The organism is Pseudomonas sp. dw_612 (genome assembly GCF_018449725.1).
Taxonomy (GTDB): Bacteria; Pseudomonadota; Gammaproteobacteria; order Pseudomonadales; family Pseudomonadaceae; genus Aquipseudomonas.
In genome coordinates, this window is record NZ_JAAVVC010000024.1 from 36,698 (window position 1) to 52,427 (window position 15,730).

A 15,730-nucleotide genomic window follows, 5' to 3' on the forward strand; every position below is an offset into this window, starting at 1 on the left:
CCCTGTCACCGACAAAGTGACAGGGGCTTTTTCATGGGCCTGAATCAGGCCTTGTCGCGAGCCAGCAGCGGCTTGAGGTAGAAGCCGGTGTGAGACTGCTTCATCTCCGACACTTCTTCCGGCGTACCGACGGCAATGATCTGCCCACCTTTAGAACCGCCTTCCGGTCCAAGATCCACCAACCAGTCGGCAGTCTTGATCACGTCCAGGTTGTGCTCGATCACCACCACGGTGTTGCCGTGGTCGCGCAGGCGATGCAGCACATCGAGCAATTGCTGGATATCCGCGAAGTGCAGGCCGGTGGTCGGCTCATCGAGGATGTACAGGGTCTTGCCGGTATCACGCTTGGACAGCTCACGGGACAGTTTCACCCGTTGGGCTTCACCGCCGGACAGCGTGGTCGCGGACTGGCCAAGCTTGATGTACGACAGGCCGACATCCATCAGCGTCTGGAGCTTGCGCGCCAAGGCCGGAACGGCGTCGAAGAACACTCGCGCTTCTTCGATCGTCATCTCGAGGGTTTCGTGGATGTTCTTGCCCTTGTACTTGATCTCCAGGGTTTCACGGTTGTAACGCTTGCTCTTGCATACGTCGCACGGGACATAGATGTCCGGCAGAAAGTGCATTTCTACCTTGATCAAGCCATCGCCCTGACACGCTTCGCAGCGTCCGCCCTTCACGTTGAAGGAGAAACGCCCCGGGCCGTAACCACGGGAGCGAGACTCAGGCACGCCGGCGAACAGTTCGCGGATCGGCGTGAACAGCCCGGTGTAAGTCGCCGGGTTGGAACGCGGCGTGCGACCGATCGGGCTCTGGTCAATGTCCACAACCTTGTCCAGATGCTCCAGGCCCTTGATGCTGTCGTGCGCGGCTGCTTCAAGTGTCGTGGCGCCATTGAGTGCCGTGGCGCTCAACGGGAACAGGGTGTTGTTGATGAGCGTCGACTTGCCTGAGCCCGACACGCCGGTCACGCAGGTCAGCAGGCCCAGCGGGATTTCCAGATCGACATTGCGCAAGTTGTTGCCGCGAGCACCCTTGAGCGACAGGGTCATCTTCTTGTTGCGCGGCGTACGTTTGGCCGGCACGGCAATCTTCACGCGGCCCGACAGGTACTTGCCGGTCAGCGAGTCCGGGTGCGCCATGACTTCGGCCGGCGTGCCTTCCGCAACGATATGTCCGCCGTGTATACCGGCACCAGGGCCGATATCCACGACGTAATCGGCCAGACGAATCGCATCTTCGTCGTGCTCGACCACAATCACCGTGTTGCCAATGTCGCGCAGGTGCTTGAGGGTGCCAAGCAAACGGTCATTGTCCCGCTGGTGCAAGCCGATCGACGGTTCATCGAGGATGTACAGAACGCCCACCAGGCCCGCACCGATCTGGCTGGCCAGGCGAATCCGCTGGGCCTCACCGCCGGACAAGGTGTCGGCACTGCGATCCAGCGACAAGTAGTCGAGACCGACGTTAACCAGGAACTGCAGACGCTCGCGGATTTCCTTGAGAATCTTGTCGGCAATTTCGCCGCGACGGCCGGTCAGCTTCAACACGCCGAAGTATTCGCAAGCATCGCCAATCGGCAGATTGGTCACCGCCGGCAACGTTTTCTCGCCCACCCAGACGTGCCGCGCTTCGCGACGCAGGCGCGTGCCACGGCAGTCCGGGCAAGGCTGGGTGCTGAGGAATTTCGCCAGTTCTTCGCGCACCGAGGCGGACTCGGTTTCGCGGTAGCGGCGTTCCAGGTTCGGCACGATGCCTTCGAACGGGTGCGAACGTTTGACGATGTCGCCCCGGTCGTTCAGGTACTTGAAGTCGACGTTCTGCGAACCGCTGCCGTGCAGGATGAATTTCTGCTGATCGGCCGGCAGGTCGTTGAACGGCACTTCCAGGCTGAACTTGTAATGGGACGCCAACGACCCGAGCATCTGGAAGTAATAAACGTTACGCCTGTCCCAGCCGCGTATCGCGCCTTCGGCCAGGGTCAGTTCGCCGTTTACCAATCGCTTGATGTCGAAGAACTGTTTAACGCCCAGGCCATCGCACGTCGGGCAGGCGCCGGCCGGGTTGTTGAAGGAGAACAGCTTGGGTTCCAGCTCGCTGATCGCGTGGCCGCAGATCGGGCAGGCAAAGCGGGCGGAGAAGATGATTTCTTCACCGGGCTCGTCGTCCATCGGCGCCACCAGCGCAATACCGTCCGCCAGTTTCAGCGCGGTTTCGAAGGATTCGGCCAGGCGCTGTTGCAGGTCGGCGCGAACCTTGAAGCGGTCGACCACCACATCGATCGAATGCTTCTTCTGTTTATCCAGCTTCGGCAACTCGTCCAGCTCGCAGAGCCGGCCGTTGACCCGCGCACGCACAAAACCCTGGGCGCGCAGTTCTTCGAAGACCGACAGGTGCTCGCCTTTACGCTCGCGAATCACCGGGGCCAGCAGCATCAACTTGCTGCCTTCCGGTTGCGCCATGACCAAATCGACCATCTGGCTAACGGTCTGGGCTTCCAGCGGAATGTCGTGATCCGGGCAGCGCGGAATACCGACGCGAGCGTAAAGCAGACGCAGGTAGTCGTAGATTTCGGTGATGGTACCGACCGTCGAGCGCGGGTTATGCGAGGTCGACTTCTGTTCGATGGAGATCGCTGGCGACAGGCCTTCGATGGTGTCGACGTCAGGCTTTTCCATCATCGACAGGAATTGCCGGGCGTAGGCCGACAGCGATTCGACATAGCGGCGCTGGCCTTCGGCGTACAGCGTGTCGAAGGCCAGGGAAGACTTGCCGGACCCGGACAGGCCGGTGATGACGATCAGTTTGTCCCGTGGCAGGGTCAGGTCGATGTTCTTCAGGTTGTGGGTTCGGGCCCCACGAATCAGGATCTTGTCCAAAGTGGCCTCGCTCGGCGGGCGTCGAAAACGTAGGAGTATACGGCCAAATACTGGATGGATGCACACTATCAAATGCAGGGGGCACAGGCTTACATGAAGACTGCGTCATCTATCCGCGTCATAGCGTCGCGATATACCCCGTCAATCGATGGGACTGGTAGAATCGCCGCCGGTTCACATGAGGTTTTTCCATGCACGATCCCCACAGCGAACGCATGAGTGGCAGTGAGACCCGCGCAGCAAGCGGTCTGGCCCTGGTGTTCGCCTTCCGTATGCTTGGCATGTTCATGGTGTTGCCGGTACTGGCGACCTACGGCATGGATCTGGCGGGAGCGACCCCGGCCCTTATCGGGCTGGCGATTGGCGCTTACGGCCTGACCCAGGCGCTTTTTCAGATTCCGTTCGGCTTCATTTCCGACCGTATCGGCCGGCGCCCGGTGATTTACCTGGGGCTGATCGTGTTCGCCCTCGGCAGCCTGCTGGCGGCCAATGCCGATTCGATCTGGGGCGTGATTGCCGGACGCGTCCTGCAAGGTGCCGGGGCGATTTCCGCGGCGGTCATGGCGTTGTTGTCGGACCTGACCCGCGAGCAACATCGGACCAAAGCCATGGCCATGATCGGCATGACGATCGGTCTGTCGTTCGCGGTTGCCATGGTAGTAGGGCCGCTGCTGACCCGCGCCTTCGGCTTGTCCGGTTTATTCCTTGCCACCGGCGGCATGGCGCTGTTCGGCATCGTGATCGTGATGTTCATGGTGCCGCGCGCCACCGGCCCGTTGCAGCACCGCGAATCCGGTGTGGCACGCCAGGCGCTGATCCCGACGCTCAAGCACCCGGATCTGCTGCGCCTGGATTTGGGCATTTTTGTGTTACATGCGATGTTGATGTCGAGCTTCGTCGCATTGCCCCTGGCCCTGGTCGAAAAAGCCGGGCTGCCCAAAGAGCAGCACTGGTGGGTCTACCTGACCGCGCTGCTGATTTCCTTCTTCGCCATGATCCCGTTCATCATCTATGGCGAGAAGCGACGCAAAATGAAACGAGTTTTGTTGGGCGCCGTCGCGACGCTGATGCTCACTGAGCTATTCTTCTGGCAGTTCGGCGACAGCTTGCGGGCTCTGGTGATCGGGACGGTGGTGTTCTTTACCGCGTTCAATCTGCTGGAAGCTTCGCTGCCGTCGCTGATCAGCAAGGTGTCACCGGCAGGCGGCAAAGGCACGGCGATGGGGGTTTATTCCACCAGCCAGTTCCTGGGTTCGGCGCTTGGTGGCATCCTCGGCGGCTGGCTTTTCCAGCATGGCGGTTTGTCGGTTGTGTTCCTTGGATGCGCCGGCCTGGCTGCACTTTGGCTAGCCTTTGCTGTTACCATGCGCGAACCTCCCTACGTGACGAGCCTGCGCTTGCCGTTGTCGGCCGAGGCGATCCGCGAAGCGGGTCTGGTCGAGCGCCTGAAGGCCGTTGTAGGGGTAACAGATGCGGTAGTCGTCGCAGACGAAGCGGCGATTTACATCAAATTGGACACAGAACTATTGGATCGCACCACCCTCGAGCGCCTGGTGAACAACCCGCCCGAGGCAGCGTGCGTAGCCTAGGAGAACGTTATGGCCCGTGGGGTTAACAAAGTCATATTGGTCGGTACTTGCGGCCAGGATCCCGAAGTTCGCTACTTGCCTAACGGTAACGCCGTGACCAACCTGAGTCTGGCGACCAGCGAACAATGGACCGACAAGCAAACCGGTCAGAAGGTCGAGAAGACCGAATGGCACCGTGTTTCGATGTTCGGCAAGGTTGCGGAAATCGCCGGCGAATACTTGCGTAAAGGTTCGCAGGTCTACATCGAAGGCAAGCTGCAAACCCGCGAGTGGGAAAAAGACGGTATCAAGCGTTACACCACTGAAATCGTGGTCGACATGCAAGGCACCATGCAACTGCTCGGCGGCCGTCCACAACAGGGCGACCAACAAGGCGGGGGCAATAACTACCAGCAGTCCGCTCCGACCCCACGTCAGCAGCAGGCTCCGCGTCCGCAGCAGTCGGCACCGCAGCAGTCGCGCCAGGCTCCGCCTCCACAGCAGGCCGCGCCGCAACCGGCTCCGGATTTCGACAGCTTTGATGACGATATCCCGTTCTGATTTGTAGCTTCTCAGAATCGTAAACAAAAAAAGCGAAGCCATTAACCTGGCTTCGCTTTTTTGTTGGCGCTGTTTATCGGGTTAAAGCAGCCACATTGGCCCGTGCCGAGTGCAGTTTCTTGTAGCTCTCGATCAACCGCAGGTGCCGGTCAAGGCCTTCCAATTTCAAGCTGGTCGGCGCCAAGCCATGGAAGTGCACGCTGCCGTCCACCGAACCAATCGCTGCATCCGTGCGCTCGTTGCCAAACATCCGGCGGAAATTGGCTTCGTAGTCTTCCAGTTCCAGGTCTTCGTCCAGTTTCATCTCCAGCACCACATTGACCGCCTGGTAGAACAAACCGCGCTCAACCGTGTTGTCGTTGTACTGCAGGAACATTTCCACCGCTTCTTTCGCCTCTTCATATTGCTGCAAGGCGAGGTAAATCAGCAGCTTCAGCTCCAGGATGGTCAGCTGACCCCACGCCGTATTGTCATCAAATTCGATGCCGATCAACGAGGTGATGTCGGTGTAGTCGTCCAGCTCACTTTCCACCAGACGCTCAACCAGCGCTTTCAGTTCGTCTTCGTCCAGGCGATGCAGGTTCAGGATGTCGGCGCGGAAGAACAGTGCCTTGTTGGTGTTATCCCAGATCAGATCGTCCGCGGGATAGATTTCCGAATAGTCCGGCACCAGGATGCGGCAGGCCTTCGCGCCGATGTGCTCGTAAACGGCCATGTACACTTCTTTGCCCATGCCTTCGAGAATGCCGAACAAGGTCGCGGCTTCCTCGGCGTTCGAGTTTTCACCCTGGCCGGAGAAGTCCCACTCGACGAATTCGTAATCCGATTTGGAGCTGAAGAAGCGCCACGACACCACGCCGCTGGAGTCGATGAAGTGCTCGACGAAGTTGTTCGGCTCGGTCACCGCATGGCCTTCAAACGTCGGCTGGGGCAGGTCGTTGAGGCCTTCGAAACTACGGCCCTGCAGCAATTCGGTGAGGCTGCGTTCAAGCGCCACTTCCAGGCTCGGGTGCGCGCCGAACGAGGCGAACACACCACCGGTACGCGGGTTCATCAACGTGACGCACATCACCGGGAATTCACCGCCCAGGGACGCATCCTTCACCAACACCGGGAAGCCTTGTTCTTCCAGCGCCTGAATCCCGGCGAGGATCCCGGGGTACTTCGCCAGTACTTCGGCGGGCACGTCCGGCAGTGCAAATTCGCCTTCGATGATTTCGCGTTTGACCGCGCGCTCGAAGATCTCCGACAGGCACTGGACCTGGGCTTCTTCCAGCGTGTTACCGGCGCTCATGCCGTTGCTCAGGAACAGGTTTTCGATCAGGTTGGACGGGAAATACACCACTTCGCCGTCCGACTGGCGCACGAACGGCAGCGAGCAGATGCCGCGTTCTTCATTGCCCGAGTTGGTGTCGATCAGGTGGGAACCACGCAACTCGCCGTCGCGGTTGTAAACCTTCAGGCAGTACGCGTCGAGAATTTCAGTCGGCAGCTCATCCTTGCGGCCAGGCTTGAACCAGCGTTCGTCCGGGTAATGCACAAACGGCGCGTTGGCGATGTCTTCGCCCCAGAACTGGTCGTTATAGAAGAAGTTGCAGTTGAGTCGCTCGATAAATTCGCCCAATGCCGACGCCAGTGCACCTTCTTTGGTCGCGCCCTTGCCATTGGTGAAACACATCGGCGAGTGCGCGTCGCGGATGTGCAGCGACCACACGTTGGGCACGATATTGCGCCACGAAGCGATTTCAATCTTCATGCCCAGGTCCGCCAGAATGGCCGACATGTTGGCGATAGTCTGCTCCAGCGGCAGGTCCTTGCCGGCAATAAAAGTGCTCGCCTCTGAACTGGAAGCAGGCATCAGCAACGCCTGGGCATCGGCGTCGAGGTTGTCTACTTCTTCGATTACAAACTCAGGCCCGGCTTGCACCACTTTCTTCACGGTGCAGCGGTCGATGGAACGCAGGATGCCCTGGCGATCCTTGTCGGAAATGTCCGCAGGCAGTTCGACCTGGATCTTGAAAATCTGGTTGTAGCGGTTTTCCGGATCAACAATGTTGTTCTGCGACAGGCGGATGTTTTCGGTGGGAATGCTGCGAGTGTCGCAGTACAACTTCACGAAATAAGCCGCGCACAACGCCGACGAAGCCAGGAAGTAATCGAACGGACCCGGTGCCGAGCCATCGCCCTTGTAGCGGATAGGTTGATCGGCCACCACCGTGAAGTCGTCGAACTTGGCTTCAAGTCGAAGGTTGTCGAGAAAGTTGACCTTGATTTCCATGGGGGATTACCAGAATAACGGCAGACGAATTGGCCGCCATTATCCGGCTTTTCAGCCGTATGTCTTGTCCGCAACCTGGTTTACACCCGTTTAACCCTAAAGCCCGATGCACGGCACCAGGCCTTTTTTGCAGGTCAATCCAGAATCAGGTGCGGCAAAAACCGGCTCGAATCCTTGGTGATCAAGCTGTTGTCTTCCCGCACGCCGATGCCGGCCGCCTGGTCGCCAATCACCCACGAGCCCACCAGTGTGAAGCTGTCGCCAAACCGGGGCAGGGGGGCAAATTCCTGAAGGATAAACGGCGCATCCGTGTAGGGCCCGTCCTCTTTCACGATCAGACCGTCGGCGGTTTGCAGCTCGATGTTGGCGCCTTCCCGGGAGAAGTAGGGCTTGCGCCCCCAGCCTTTCGGCACGGCTTTACTCGGGTCGGTGTCCACGTGTGCCGCCAGCAGGTTCGGATGACCTTTGTTGAATTCCCACAGCAGCGGCAGGATGCCTTTGTTGGAGATGATCGATTTCCAGGCCGGTTCGAAAAACTGCGTATCGCTCTGGGCGATCGCCGCGCCAAATGGCTCGTGGAAGATGAACTCCCAGGCATGCAACTTGAACAGGTGCGCAATCCATCGATCCTCCAGATCGACGAAACGTCCGTCGCTGGTCAGGCCGATGTCTTCGAGGTCGATGTGCCGCGATTCGATGCCGACCTTTTCCGCGATCAGCCGCAGATAGTCGGTGGTGCCTTTGTCTTCGACCGAGTCTTTCATCGAGGCGAAGTAGAACGGTTTCGTGAGTTGCAACTGGGCAAAGGCCTGGTGCAGCTTGGTGTCGATGCTGTTGAACTGGTCGGCATGCTTGGGCAGCAGACCGCGTTCGATGCATTGCTCCAACCAGCCCCACTGAAACGCCGCCGCTTCATACAAGCTGGTCGGCGTGTCGTAGTTGAGTTCCAGCAACTTGGCCGGTCCAGTGCCGTTGTAGGAGAAATCCATGCGCCCATACAGGTGCGGATGGCCTTCGAGCCATGAAGTGCGGACCAGGTCGAAGAACGGCGCGGGGATGCTCAGGCGCTCCAGCAATTCCTCGCTCTGCACCACGCGGGCCACCAGGTCCATGCACATGTGATGAAGCTCGGTGGTCGGGTCTTCCAGATCGTTTTCGATCTGCTTGAGCGTGAATTGGTAATACGCGCTCTCGTCCCAATAAGGTTCGTCGTCGATGGTGTGGAACAGAAAGCCGAGACTTTCGGCGGTCTGTTTCCAGTCATGACGCTCGGCGCAGAGGATTTTCTTCATGGCCCTGTTTCCTTAGCTGCTCGAACCGCCAGAACTCTTGCTCGATCCGCCCCAGCCGCTGCGAGCGCTGGCCTGGCTGCCGAAGCCGCCACGGGAAGTGGACGATGCAACGGACACCGACTTGCTGCGGGCGAGGGTGTCGGTGTAATTGCTACTGCTGCCGTACCGCGCCTGATTGGAGCGATTGAAGGTCGAACCGCTGGAGACCCGCTGGCTGAGCGTCGAGTTCGAGTAGCTGCCGCGATCGTCGCGGTAGCGATAGACCGGTTCGGAGTAGTAACTGCTGCGGTTGCCGCTCAGCATGTTGCCGATCAACAGCCCCGTCAGCAGGCTGCTGCCGGAAAATCCAGAATCACCGATGGCGCTCGCTTCCGACGCGGGCAGTTTGGCCTTGGCCGCGTCCACTTCGGATTGCGTCACTTCGCCATCGGCGTTCAGTTCGAAACCGCCGAGCTTGGGGATGAACTTGCCGGCGGAATCCTGTTGGCACCAGTCGGCGACAAAGTCGGCATCGCAATCGGCCTGGTTGTCGTACACCGGCGCAATGCTTCGATGCTGGACCATGGCCTTCATGTAGGCGTCGGAACAGACGTCGACCGGCAGCTTCTCATCGGCGCACTGCTGCACGGACTGGAAGTTGTACTTCTTGTGTATCTCGTAGGTTTTTTCCGTCGGCCCGCAGCCTGAGATCGCCATGGCGACCGACGCGGCCAGGGAGAGCTGAACGTACTTGCTTCGTTTCATCACAATCTCCGTTGCGCGCGATCAGTTCTGGGAAGGGGTCATGCACGCGGCGTTGAGCATGCCGACGCTGATGGCCACGGCTGCCACGTAGATGCCGGCAGCGATTTCACCGTTGCGGATACGCTCGGACGTGCCCTTGAGCACCAGGCTGGTCATCAGGAACGCCAGCAACTGGACGAACGCTGCGATCACGGCCCAGACCACGAAGTCGAGGATGTTGATCGAATAGGCAATCACGTTACTCGCAGGAATGGCGAAGCCCACGATGGCGCCACCCAGGGCAATCGCCGCCGCGACGTTGCCGGAGCGAATCAGTTCGAACTCCTTGTGCGGCGTGATGCGGGTGTAGATGAACTGGAACAGCGCGAACAGCACGGCGGCGCCGATGATGTACGTCACAAACCCGAGGACGGCGGCTTTGTTCAGGGAGATGGAGAGCGCTTCAAGCATGGGGAATCTTCCTTTTTAAATAGTGTTCAGGTCGGTGGTGTACAGCGAAATACCCAGGGACGTGCTCAGGCTGATGGTGCCTTCCGCGTCTTCCTCCACGGAAAACAGCAACAGCTCGCGGCGATCAGTCAGGCCGGTATCGCGGGCATACAGCATCGAACGGTGCGCGACGGTGTAGGACTCGTCCGGATTGCTCACGTGTTCGCTGAGCGGCACCAGCTCCGTCTGGCCATTCTCGGTGCCCCATTCACGGGTGTATTCGACGCCGTTGTGGGTGTAAGTCGGCATCCCGATCAGGCTTTGCGGGCCGGCCAGTCGGCGCAATTCCGCTTCGCTGGTGATGGTCACGTAGCTGAGGTAATTGAACAGGATCACTGACTCTACCTGCCCGGCGATGTCGCCGGTGGTGTGCACTTGCAGCCAGTAGTCTTCGTCGTTCATGTAATAGCGCGACAGCCAGGTCGACTGCCCCAGATCAACCGTGCCAACGCTCCAGATCTGTTGGGAGCCGGGGATGGTCACGACGGTTTTTTCGTCGAGCAGCAATTTCAGGGTGGTGTCGAACATCACACCCTTGCCCTGCGCCAGACCCAGCGGGCCGATCGCCGGCGGCGTGTTATTGGCTGTCCACTTCGAGTCGGAATGCGTGGCCGGGGCCGGGGCCTCAAGCCCCATCAACTGTTTAAACCATCCCATTGGTGATTTCCTTGAGGCGAGTGGAGGCGATGTAGAAGAGTTCGCCGCCCTCAATGCGCGTGGCGTTGGGCGGGTTGATCGAAGGTTGCTGCGCCCCTTTGGCGCGATAGCCGATGAGGGTGGCGTTGTGACGTTCTTTCATTCGTGCGTACAGCTCGCCGAAGGTGGCCACATAGGCTTCGGGCAGTTTCATCAGGTATTGCGTGGCGCCTTGGCCCACACACAGTAACTCGTTGATGACGACAGAGGAGCCCGGATCCTGTGACGCGCGCACCAGCATCTCGATGGCCATGCTGGACGTGCATTCCAGGCTGGGCGCGTAAGAGCTGGCGAGGGCGGCGATTTCGCTTTCATTGAAGTGCGCGACCACGTGGCCGCTCGGGCTCAGTTGATTGACCGCCAGCACGGTGGCCAGGGTCAGGTCGTCGGAATGGGTACGCACCAGCACGCGTTCGGCCCCCGGAACGCCGGCGCGTATCAACAGCGCGCTGGAGGACAGGCTTTCGCCCTTGATAAACGCGGCTTTGCCCGGCATAGGGTTTTCTTCAAGGTCGCAATCGCAAATGACGATCAGGTTGTCGTTGGAGGTTTCGTCCTCCAGCAGCAACTCAATCACGCGCTCGCTGGAGGAGCCTTCCCAGCCAATCAGCACCGTATGGCCGGTCTTGCCGGTGAAATCGCCTTTGCCCTTCATGCCTTTTCTCCATACATCGATGACGCTGCTGGTGGTTTTGCCGATGGCTGCCGTCAGCAGCGCAATGCCCCCGAGCATGACCCAGGTAGCCACGAAAATGCGCCCCGCCGAGGTCTGTGGCGCGAGATCGCCGTAGCCGACAGTGAGCGTGGTGGTGAGGTAGAAGTAAGTAAATGTGGCGGGGGCGGTGAGGTGTTGTTCGCCCAGAAGCACCAGGCCGAGATACGCCGTGCTCAGGTGGATGCCCAAGGCAATCGCCAGTCCTGCCCAGCCGAAACGGTGGAAGAACGTCGCGGCGTACACGCGTAATAAAAGAAAAATCGACATGGCGTCCCTGACTCCGTGGGAATACTCGTTCCAGGCAATGCGCGCGGCCCGAATCGGCGCTACCGGGCGGCATTAAACCTGTTGCGCGACGCCGAGAGAAGTACCTTGGCTGCAATAAATCCGGCGAAAGCCCCGGCGAGATGACCTTCGAAGGAAACGCCCTGGCGCGGCAAGAAGCCAAAGACCAGCCCGCCATATAACAGCGCGACGATAATCGCCGTGATCAGGTTGCCCCAACTGTGCTGAAACCAGGCGCGCGACAGGATGTATGCCCACAGCCCGAACACCCAGCCGCTGGCGCCGATGTGCATGCCGGAAAAACCGAACAGCCAGACCAGCAAGCCACCCAGCCCAATGATGATCGCACTGACGGCGATGAAACGATTGAGCCCGTCGACGATGACGAGCGTGCCGAGGATCAAAAAGGGAATCAGGTTGGCGCTCAGGTGCGCGAAGGACGCGTGTAGAAAAGGCGAAGTGAGGATGCCGGGCAATCCGTAGAGGGTTCTCGGGACCAGGCCAAAGGCAAGAAGGCTGTAGCCGCTGACGGCGTTGAGTACTTGCAGCGCGACCATGAAGATCGCCAGGCCGGCGATTGTCTTGAAACCCTTCAGGGCATCCATCCTTGACCTCGACTCGATAAAAAAGGGACGGCAACACATCAGCAAAGAGACTGCATAAATCCATGTGGGAGCGGGCTTGCTCGCGAAGGCGTCGTGTCAGGCAACATCAATGCTGAATGACACACCGCTTTCGCGAGCAAGCCCGCTCCCACAGGTCATGCGCAGGCTGGGTTTATTCGGCCGATTTTTGCTTCAGGCGTTCCAGGATCGCATTGGCGCTGCCCGCGTCCGGCGTGATGCCAGCTTCGCGCAGTTTGCGTTCCAGGTCGGTGCCGGTCGAAGCATCGGCCAGTTCATCCTGGGCTTCCAGTTCCGCCGCACGTTGCTGTTGTTTGGCTTGCAGGCGATTCAACGTACCGACAGCGGTTTCCAGCTTGCCGTTGGCACCGCCACTGGCGATCGAAGCGCTGACCTGGGCTTTCTGCACGCTTTCGCGGGCCTTGGCCATGTCCACTTGTTGGCGCAGGCTCTTGATACGGTTTTCGGCCTTGGTGATGTCTTTGCGCATGTTCTCCGCGTAACCGCCGAATTCGGTGGCTTGCTTTTGCTCGACATCGAGTTCGTTGGTCAGGGTCGAAATGGCTTCGGCCACTTCCAGTGCCAGGTCTTCACGGTTGGCCTGGATCGCGGCCATGGCCTTGGATTCCAGATCCTTGATCTTGGCGTTGTACTCGGCCACGCGATCGGCCGACAGTTTGTGCTTGGCCATGATGGTGACCAGCTCACGCTTGGCGTTGGCCAGGGCGCTGTCAGCATCGCGAATTTCCTGGTCGAGGATACGCAGGGCCTGTTGATCGACGATGGCTTCGCCGACTTCGCTGGCGCCGCCGCGTAGTGCGGTGAACAATTTGCTCCAGATGGACTGAGTCATTGGATATCCCCTATGCCTGAAATTAATGGAAGAACCGTTCAAAGGCTTCGCTGGCGCGCTGGACGTTGTCGACGAGGGTTTTGACCTCGGTCACCACGTTGGTCAGGCTGGAATCGGAGCTCAAGGCGCCGAACATGTTGTAGACGACCTGTCCGTTCGGCATCGACTCGATACCGATCGAGGACAGCGGGAACAGTTCGCGGCTACGCAGCACGGCGTCGTTGAAGGCTGGCACGTCCTTGATCGACTCGACGTCCACCAGCACGGTGTCGACAATGATTTGCTCGCCAACGACGGCGATGTAAATCGGCAAACCACCGAAGTCGTTCATTTCCAGCTTGATGCTGGATTCGGAGCCTTGAACGAGGGAGAGGGTGATGTCGTTGGAAACCACTTCATCAAGGGCCTGGAGGGCGCTGAAGAGGCGGTCGATGTTCCAGTTATTACCTGCGCTCATGTAATTCTCCGACATGAATGAGCCAGCCAGGATCGGTTGGCGAAGCTGTTTTTCCATCTGCTTGAGCAGGCTTCGATTTTCGGGAAGCACCCAAGTCTCGTGTTTCACATAACCGGCGGCACCCAGGCCCGCGCGCATCTGCTTCATGTAAAAGCTCGACGGTTTTTTCGCGGACGGTTTCGAGCGCTCTCCCTTGCGGCTTGCTGTATCGGTTACAGGCTCGTCAGGCGAGCCTGACGGAGAGCGGATTTTCATACTGGTGACTCCGTTGTGAAATCTCACGCGTGAGAAACACTACAGTGATTTTTTTCAGCGCTCAATAGCTCACGCGTGAGATTTTTACGAGCGGAAATACAAAAGCCCGCAGCGCGAGAACGCTGCGGGCCTTAATTACCTTCTGTAGGAGCTGCCGAAGGCTGCGATCTTTTGATTTTGATCTGGTTGAGGCAAAGCCGTTAGCGGCCAGCCGCAAGGAATTCGTCGGCGGATACCACGCTCGCATAAGCAAACCCCAGCGCCGACATGAACGCGGCGTGAACGTGGGCGGCCGGCACCGTGACACCGTTGAACTCCAGATCTCGTGTGGCGCAGGCGTCGTGGATCACCGTCACCGTGTAGCCAAGGTCGGCGGCGGCGCGGGTGATGCCATCGACGCACATGTGGCTCATGCTGCCGACGACCACCAGGTTTTCGATGCCTTGTTCGTCAAGGATGGCTTTCAGCTCGGTTTCGCGGAACGAGTTGACGAAGTGCTTGAGCACCACCGGTTCGTCGGCGCGGTTGAGGACTTTGGGGTGCAACTTCGCGCCTTCGGAACCCGGGGTGAAGAACGGCGCGGCGTCGGAGGTGAATTCGTGGCGGATATGCACCACCGGATCACCGGCCTCGCGGAAGGCTTTGATCAGGCGTACAGCCTGGTCCGCCGCTGCGTCGGCACCGACCAGCGGCCACTTGCCTTGGGGGAAGTAGTCGTTCTGGATATCGACTACGATGAGCGCTTGCTTGGCCATGGGTGTTTCCTCGAAGTGTGTGCGGGTGTGGAATGAAGTATTGACCCTGACCGACCCGCCGAGGATTGGCCGCACCGACAATAGAAGGGGGAAAACTGACAATGGGCGTAGAAAGGGCAGTCGCCGAACTGGGCGTGTTGATCTATCCCGGCGCGCAGATGGCGGCGGTGCATGGGTTGACGGACCTGTTCGGGGTCGCCAACCGGATCGCCGCCGAGCATCAGGCGGCGCAACTGCCGTTGCTGCGGATCAGTCATTGGCGCGGCGAGGGTGATCAGGCCCCCGAGCGGGTGTACGACAGTCATCCCGGCCCGGACGGCGGGTTAGTGGCGGTGATGATCCCGCCATCGATCGGCGGCTTTTCCGAAAGCCAGGCGCCCCAGGGTGTGATTCGCTGGATTCGCCAGCAACATGCCCAAGGCGCGACCCTGGGCGGTGTGTGCGTAGGCTCGATCCTGCTGGCGGAAAGCGGCTTGCTTGACGGTCGCAGCGCCACCACCCACTGGACCTCCGCCAAAACCTTTGCCGAACGTTACCCGGCGATCAAGCTCCTGGCCGATACGCCCATCATCGATGACGGCGACCTGATCACCACCGCCGGGCTGATGGCCTGGTCCGAGCTGGGTTTGCGCATGGTTGATCGTCTACTGGGGCCGAGCATCGCCAGTGGCACTGCGCGGTTTCTGGTGGTGGAGCACAGTGACAGCGCAAGCCAGTGCGGCAGCAACTTTGCGCCGATTCTCAGCCATGGCGACGGGTCGATTCTCAAGGTCCAGCATTGGCTGCAAAGCACCGGGGCGACCGACGTGTCCCTGACGGCCATGGCCGAACGGGCCGGGCTGGAAGAACGGACCTTCCTGCGCCGCTTCCGCGCGGCGACCGGGCTCAAACCCACCGAGTACTGCCAGCACCTGCGGGTCGGCAAGGCCCGGGAAATGCTCGAATTCACCAACGGCACCATCGACCACATTGCCTGGACCGTGGGCTATCAGGACCCGAGCGCGTTTCGCGCCACGTTCAAGAAAATCACCGGATTGGCGCCGAGTGATTATCGGGCGCGGTTTGGGGTGACGCCGCCTGTCGCCGTAGCGCGGTAGCGAATCCACTGAAAATCCCCTGTGGGAGCGGGCTTGCTCGCGAATGCGGTGTATCAGAGACATTGATGTTGGCTGACACTCCGCATTCGCGAGCAAGCCCGCTCCCACAGTAGGACGGTGCAAGTCTTCGGACCGTGCAAAATGCTCTAGTCTCGAAGTACGTCGTGCAGAATCAAACAGGCC

Annotated in this window: 14 protein-coding genes and 1 pseudogene; 4 read left to right on the forward strand and 11 right to left on the reverse strand. The window is 59.7% G+C overall.

What is annotated here, in order from left to right:
- Positions 1 to 44: 44 nt before the first annotated feature.
- A complete protein-coding gene (gene uvrA, locus HB680_RS27720; RefSeq protein ID WP_213941524.1) occupies positions 45 to 2,879 on the reverse strand; it encodes an excinuclease ABC subunit UvrA in 2,835 nt (944 codons plus the stop codon).
- A 191-nt stretch (positions 2,880 to 3,070) separates the two neighbouring features.
- On the opposite strand from uvrA, the gene HB680_RS27725 reads away from it, so the two are divergent.
- Together HB680_RS27725 and HB680_RS27730 are read left to right on the forward strand one after the other, a co-directional pair.
- A complete protein-coding gene (locus HB680_RS27725; RefSeq protein WP_213941525.1) occupies positions 3,071 to 4,468 on the forward strand; it encodes an MFS transporter in 1,398 nt (465 codons plus the stop codon).
- 9 nt (positions 4,469 to 4,477) lie between these two features.
- Positions 4,478 to 5,008: a single-stranded DNA-binding protein gene (locus tag HB680_RS27730; protein ID WP_213941526.1), complete on the forward strand. Its 531-nt coding sequence runs from the start codon at positions 4,478 to 4,480 to the stop codon at positions 5,006 to 5,008.
- A gap of 73 nt (positions 5,009 to 5,081) precedes the next feature.
- Here HB680_RS27730 and HB680_RS27735 read toward each other — a convergent pair whose 3' ends face one another.
- The 7 genes from HB680_RS27735 to HB680_RS27765 form a co-directional block, all read right to left on the reverse strand.
- A complete protein-coding gene (locus HB680_RS27735; RefSeq protein WP_213941527.1) occupies positions 5,082 to 7,286 on the reverse strand; it encodes an OsmC domain/YcaO domain-containing protein in 2,205 nt (734 codons plus the stop codon).
- Positions 7,287 to 7,420: 134 nt separating this feature from the next.
- Entirely contained in the window at positions 7,421 to 8,578 is a 1,158-nt protein-coding gene (locus HB680_RS27740) for a glutathionylspermidine synthase family protein (RefSeq protein WP_213941528.1), read from the reverse strand.
- 12 nt (positions 8,579 to 8,590) lie between these two features.
- Complete coding sequence (locus HB680_RS27745) at positions 8,591 to 9,322, reverse strand: DUF1190 domain-containing protein (protein WP_213941529.1); 732 nt, start codon at positions 9,320 to 9,322, stop codon at positions 8,591 to 8,593.
- A 21-nt stretch (positions 9,323 to 9,343) separates the two neighbouring features.
- Positions 9,344 to 9,772, reverse strand: a complete 429-nt coding sequence (locus HB680_RS27750) for a DUF350 domain-containing protein (protein ID WP_213941530.1) — start codon at positions 9,770 to 9,772, stop codon at positions 9,344 to 9,346.
- 15 nt (positions 9,773 to 9,787) lie between these two features.
- Positions 9,788 to 10,468: a DUF2491 family protein gene (locus HB680_RS27755; RefSeq protein WP_213941531.1), complete on the reverse strand. Its 681-nt coding sequence runs from the start codon at positions 10,466 to 10,468 to the stop codon at positions 9,788 to 9,790.
- Complete coding sequence (locus HB680_RS27760; protein WP_213941532.1) at positions 10,455 to 11,489, reverse strand: ion channel; 1,035 nt, start codon at positions 11,487 to 11,489, stop codon at positions 10,455 to 10,457. The genes HB680_RS27755 and HB680_RS27760 overlap by 14 nt, the downstream gene beginning before the upstream one ends.
- Positions 11,490 to 11,548: 59 nt before the next feature.
- Positions 11,549 to 12,112, reverse strand: a complete 564-nt coding sequence (locus HB680_RS27765) for a rhomboid family intramembrane serine protease (protein ID WP_213941533.1) — start codon at positions 12,110 to 12,112, stop codon at positions 11,549 to 11,551.
- 58 nt (positions 12,113 to 12,170) lie between these two features.
- Here HB680_RS27765 and HB680_RS33150 point away from each other — a divergent pair.
- A pseudogene (locus HB680_RS33150) lies at positions 12,171 to 12,269 on the forward strand (metal ABC transporter ATP-binding protein); the annotation flags it as partial.
- A gap of 15 nt (positions 12,270 to 12,284) precedes the next feature.
- Here HB680_RS33150 and HB680_RS27770 read toward each other — a convergent pair.
- The 3 genes from HB680_RS27770 to HB680_RS27780 all read right to left on the reverse strand — a co-directional run bounded on the left by HB680_RS27770 (position 12,285) and on the right by HB680_RS27780 (position 14,450).
- On the reverse strand, positions 12,285 to 12,983 hold the full coding sequence (locus tag HB680_RS27770) for a PspA/IM30 family protein (RefSeq protein ID WP_213941534.1): 699 nt from the start codon (positions 12,981 to 12,983) through the stop codon (positions 12,285 to 12,287).
- 22 nt (positions 12,984 to 13,005) lie between these two features.
- On the reverse strand, positions 13,006 to 13,587 hold the full coding sequence (locus tag HB680_RS27775; RefSeq protein ID WP_213941535.1) for a YjfI family protein: 582 nt from the start codon (positions 13,585 to 13,587) through the stop codon (positions 13,006 to 13,008).
- Between the two features lie 308 nt (positions 13,588 to 13,895).
- Entirely contained in the window at positions 13,896 to 14,450 is a 555-nt protein-coding gene (locus tag HB680_RS27780; protein WP_213941536.1) for a cysteine hydrolase family protein, read from the reverse strand.
- 101 nt (positions 14,451 to 14,551) lie between these two features.
- On the opposite strand from HB680_RS27780, the gene HB680_RS27785 reads away from it, so the two are divergent.
- Complete coding sequence (locus tag HB680_RS27785; RefSeq protein WP_213941537.1) at positions 14,552 to 15,547, forward strand: GlxA family transcriptional regulator; 996 nt, start codon at positions 14,552 to 14,554, stop codon at positions 15,545 to 15,547.
- Positions 15,548 to 15,730: the final 183 nt, after the last annotated feature.

What these genes read in the sequence shown, in the direction of transcription:
- HB680_RS27725 (WP_213941525.1), top strand. Translation starts at nt 3,071, where the DNA reads ATGCACGATCCCCACAGCGAACGCATGAGTGGCAGTGAGACCCGCGCA.
- HB680_RS27730 (WP_213941526.1), top strand. Translation starts at nt 4,478, where the DNA reads ATGGCCCGTGGGGTTAACAAAGTCATATTGGTCGGTACTTGCGGCCAG.
- HB680_RS27735 (WP_213941527.1), bottom strand. Translation starts at nt 7,286, where the DNA reads ATGGAAATCAAGGTCAACTTTCTCGACAACCTTCGACTTGAAGCCAAG.
- HB680_RS27740 (WP_213941528.1), bottom strand. Translation starts at nt 8,578, where the DNA reads ATGAAGAAAATCCTCTGCGCCGAGCGTCATGACTGGAAACAGACCGCC.
- HB680_RS27745 (WP_213941529.1), bottom strand. Translation starts at nt 9,322, where the DNA reads ATGAAACGAAGCAAGTACGTTCAGCTCTCCCTGGCCGCGTCGGTCGCC.
- HB680_RS27750 (WP_213941530.1), bottom strand. Translation starts at nt 9,772, where the DNA reads ATGCTTGAAGCGCTCTCCATCTCCCTGAACAAAGCCGCCGTCCTCGGG.
- HB680_RS27755 (WP_213941531.1), bottom strand. Translation starts at nt 10,468, where the DNA reads ATGGGATGGTTTAAACAGTTGATGGGGCTTGAGGCCCCGGCCCCGGCC.
- HB680_RS27760 (WP_213941532.1), bottom strand. Translation starts at nt 11,489, where the DNA reads ATGTCGATTTTTCTTTTATTACGCGTGTACGCCGCGACGTTCTTCCAC.
- HB680_RS27765 (WP_213941533.1), bottom strand. Translation starts at nt 12,112, where the DNA reads ATGGATGCCCTGAAGGGTTTCAAGACAATCGCCGGCCTGGCGATCTTC.
- HB680_RS27770 (WP_213941534.1), bottom strand. Translation starts at nt 12,983, where the DNA reads ATGACTCAGTCCATCTGGAGCAAATTGTTCACCGCACTACGCGGCGGC.
- HB680_RS27775 (WP_213941535.1), bottom strand. Translation starts at nt 13,587, where the DNA reads ATGAAGCAGATGCGCGCGGGCCTGGGTGCCGCCGGTTATGTGAAACAC.
- HB680_RS27780 (WP_213941536.1), bottom strand. Translation starts at nt 14,450, where the DNA reads ATGGCCAAGCAAGCGCTCATCGTAGTCGATATCCAGAACGACTACTTC.
- HB680_RS27785 (WP_213941537.1), top strand. Translation starts at nt 14,552, where the DNA reads ATGGGCGTAGAAAGGGCAGTCGCCGAACTGGGCGTGTTGATCTATCCC.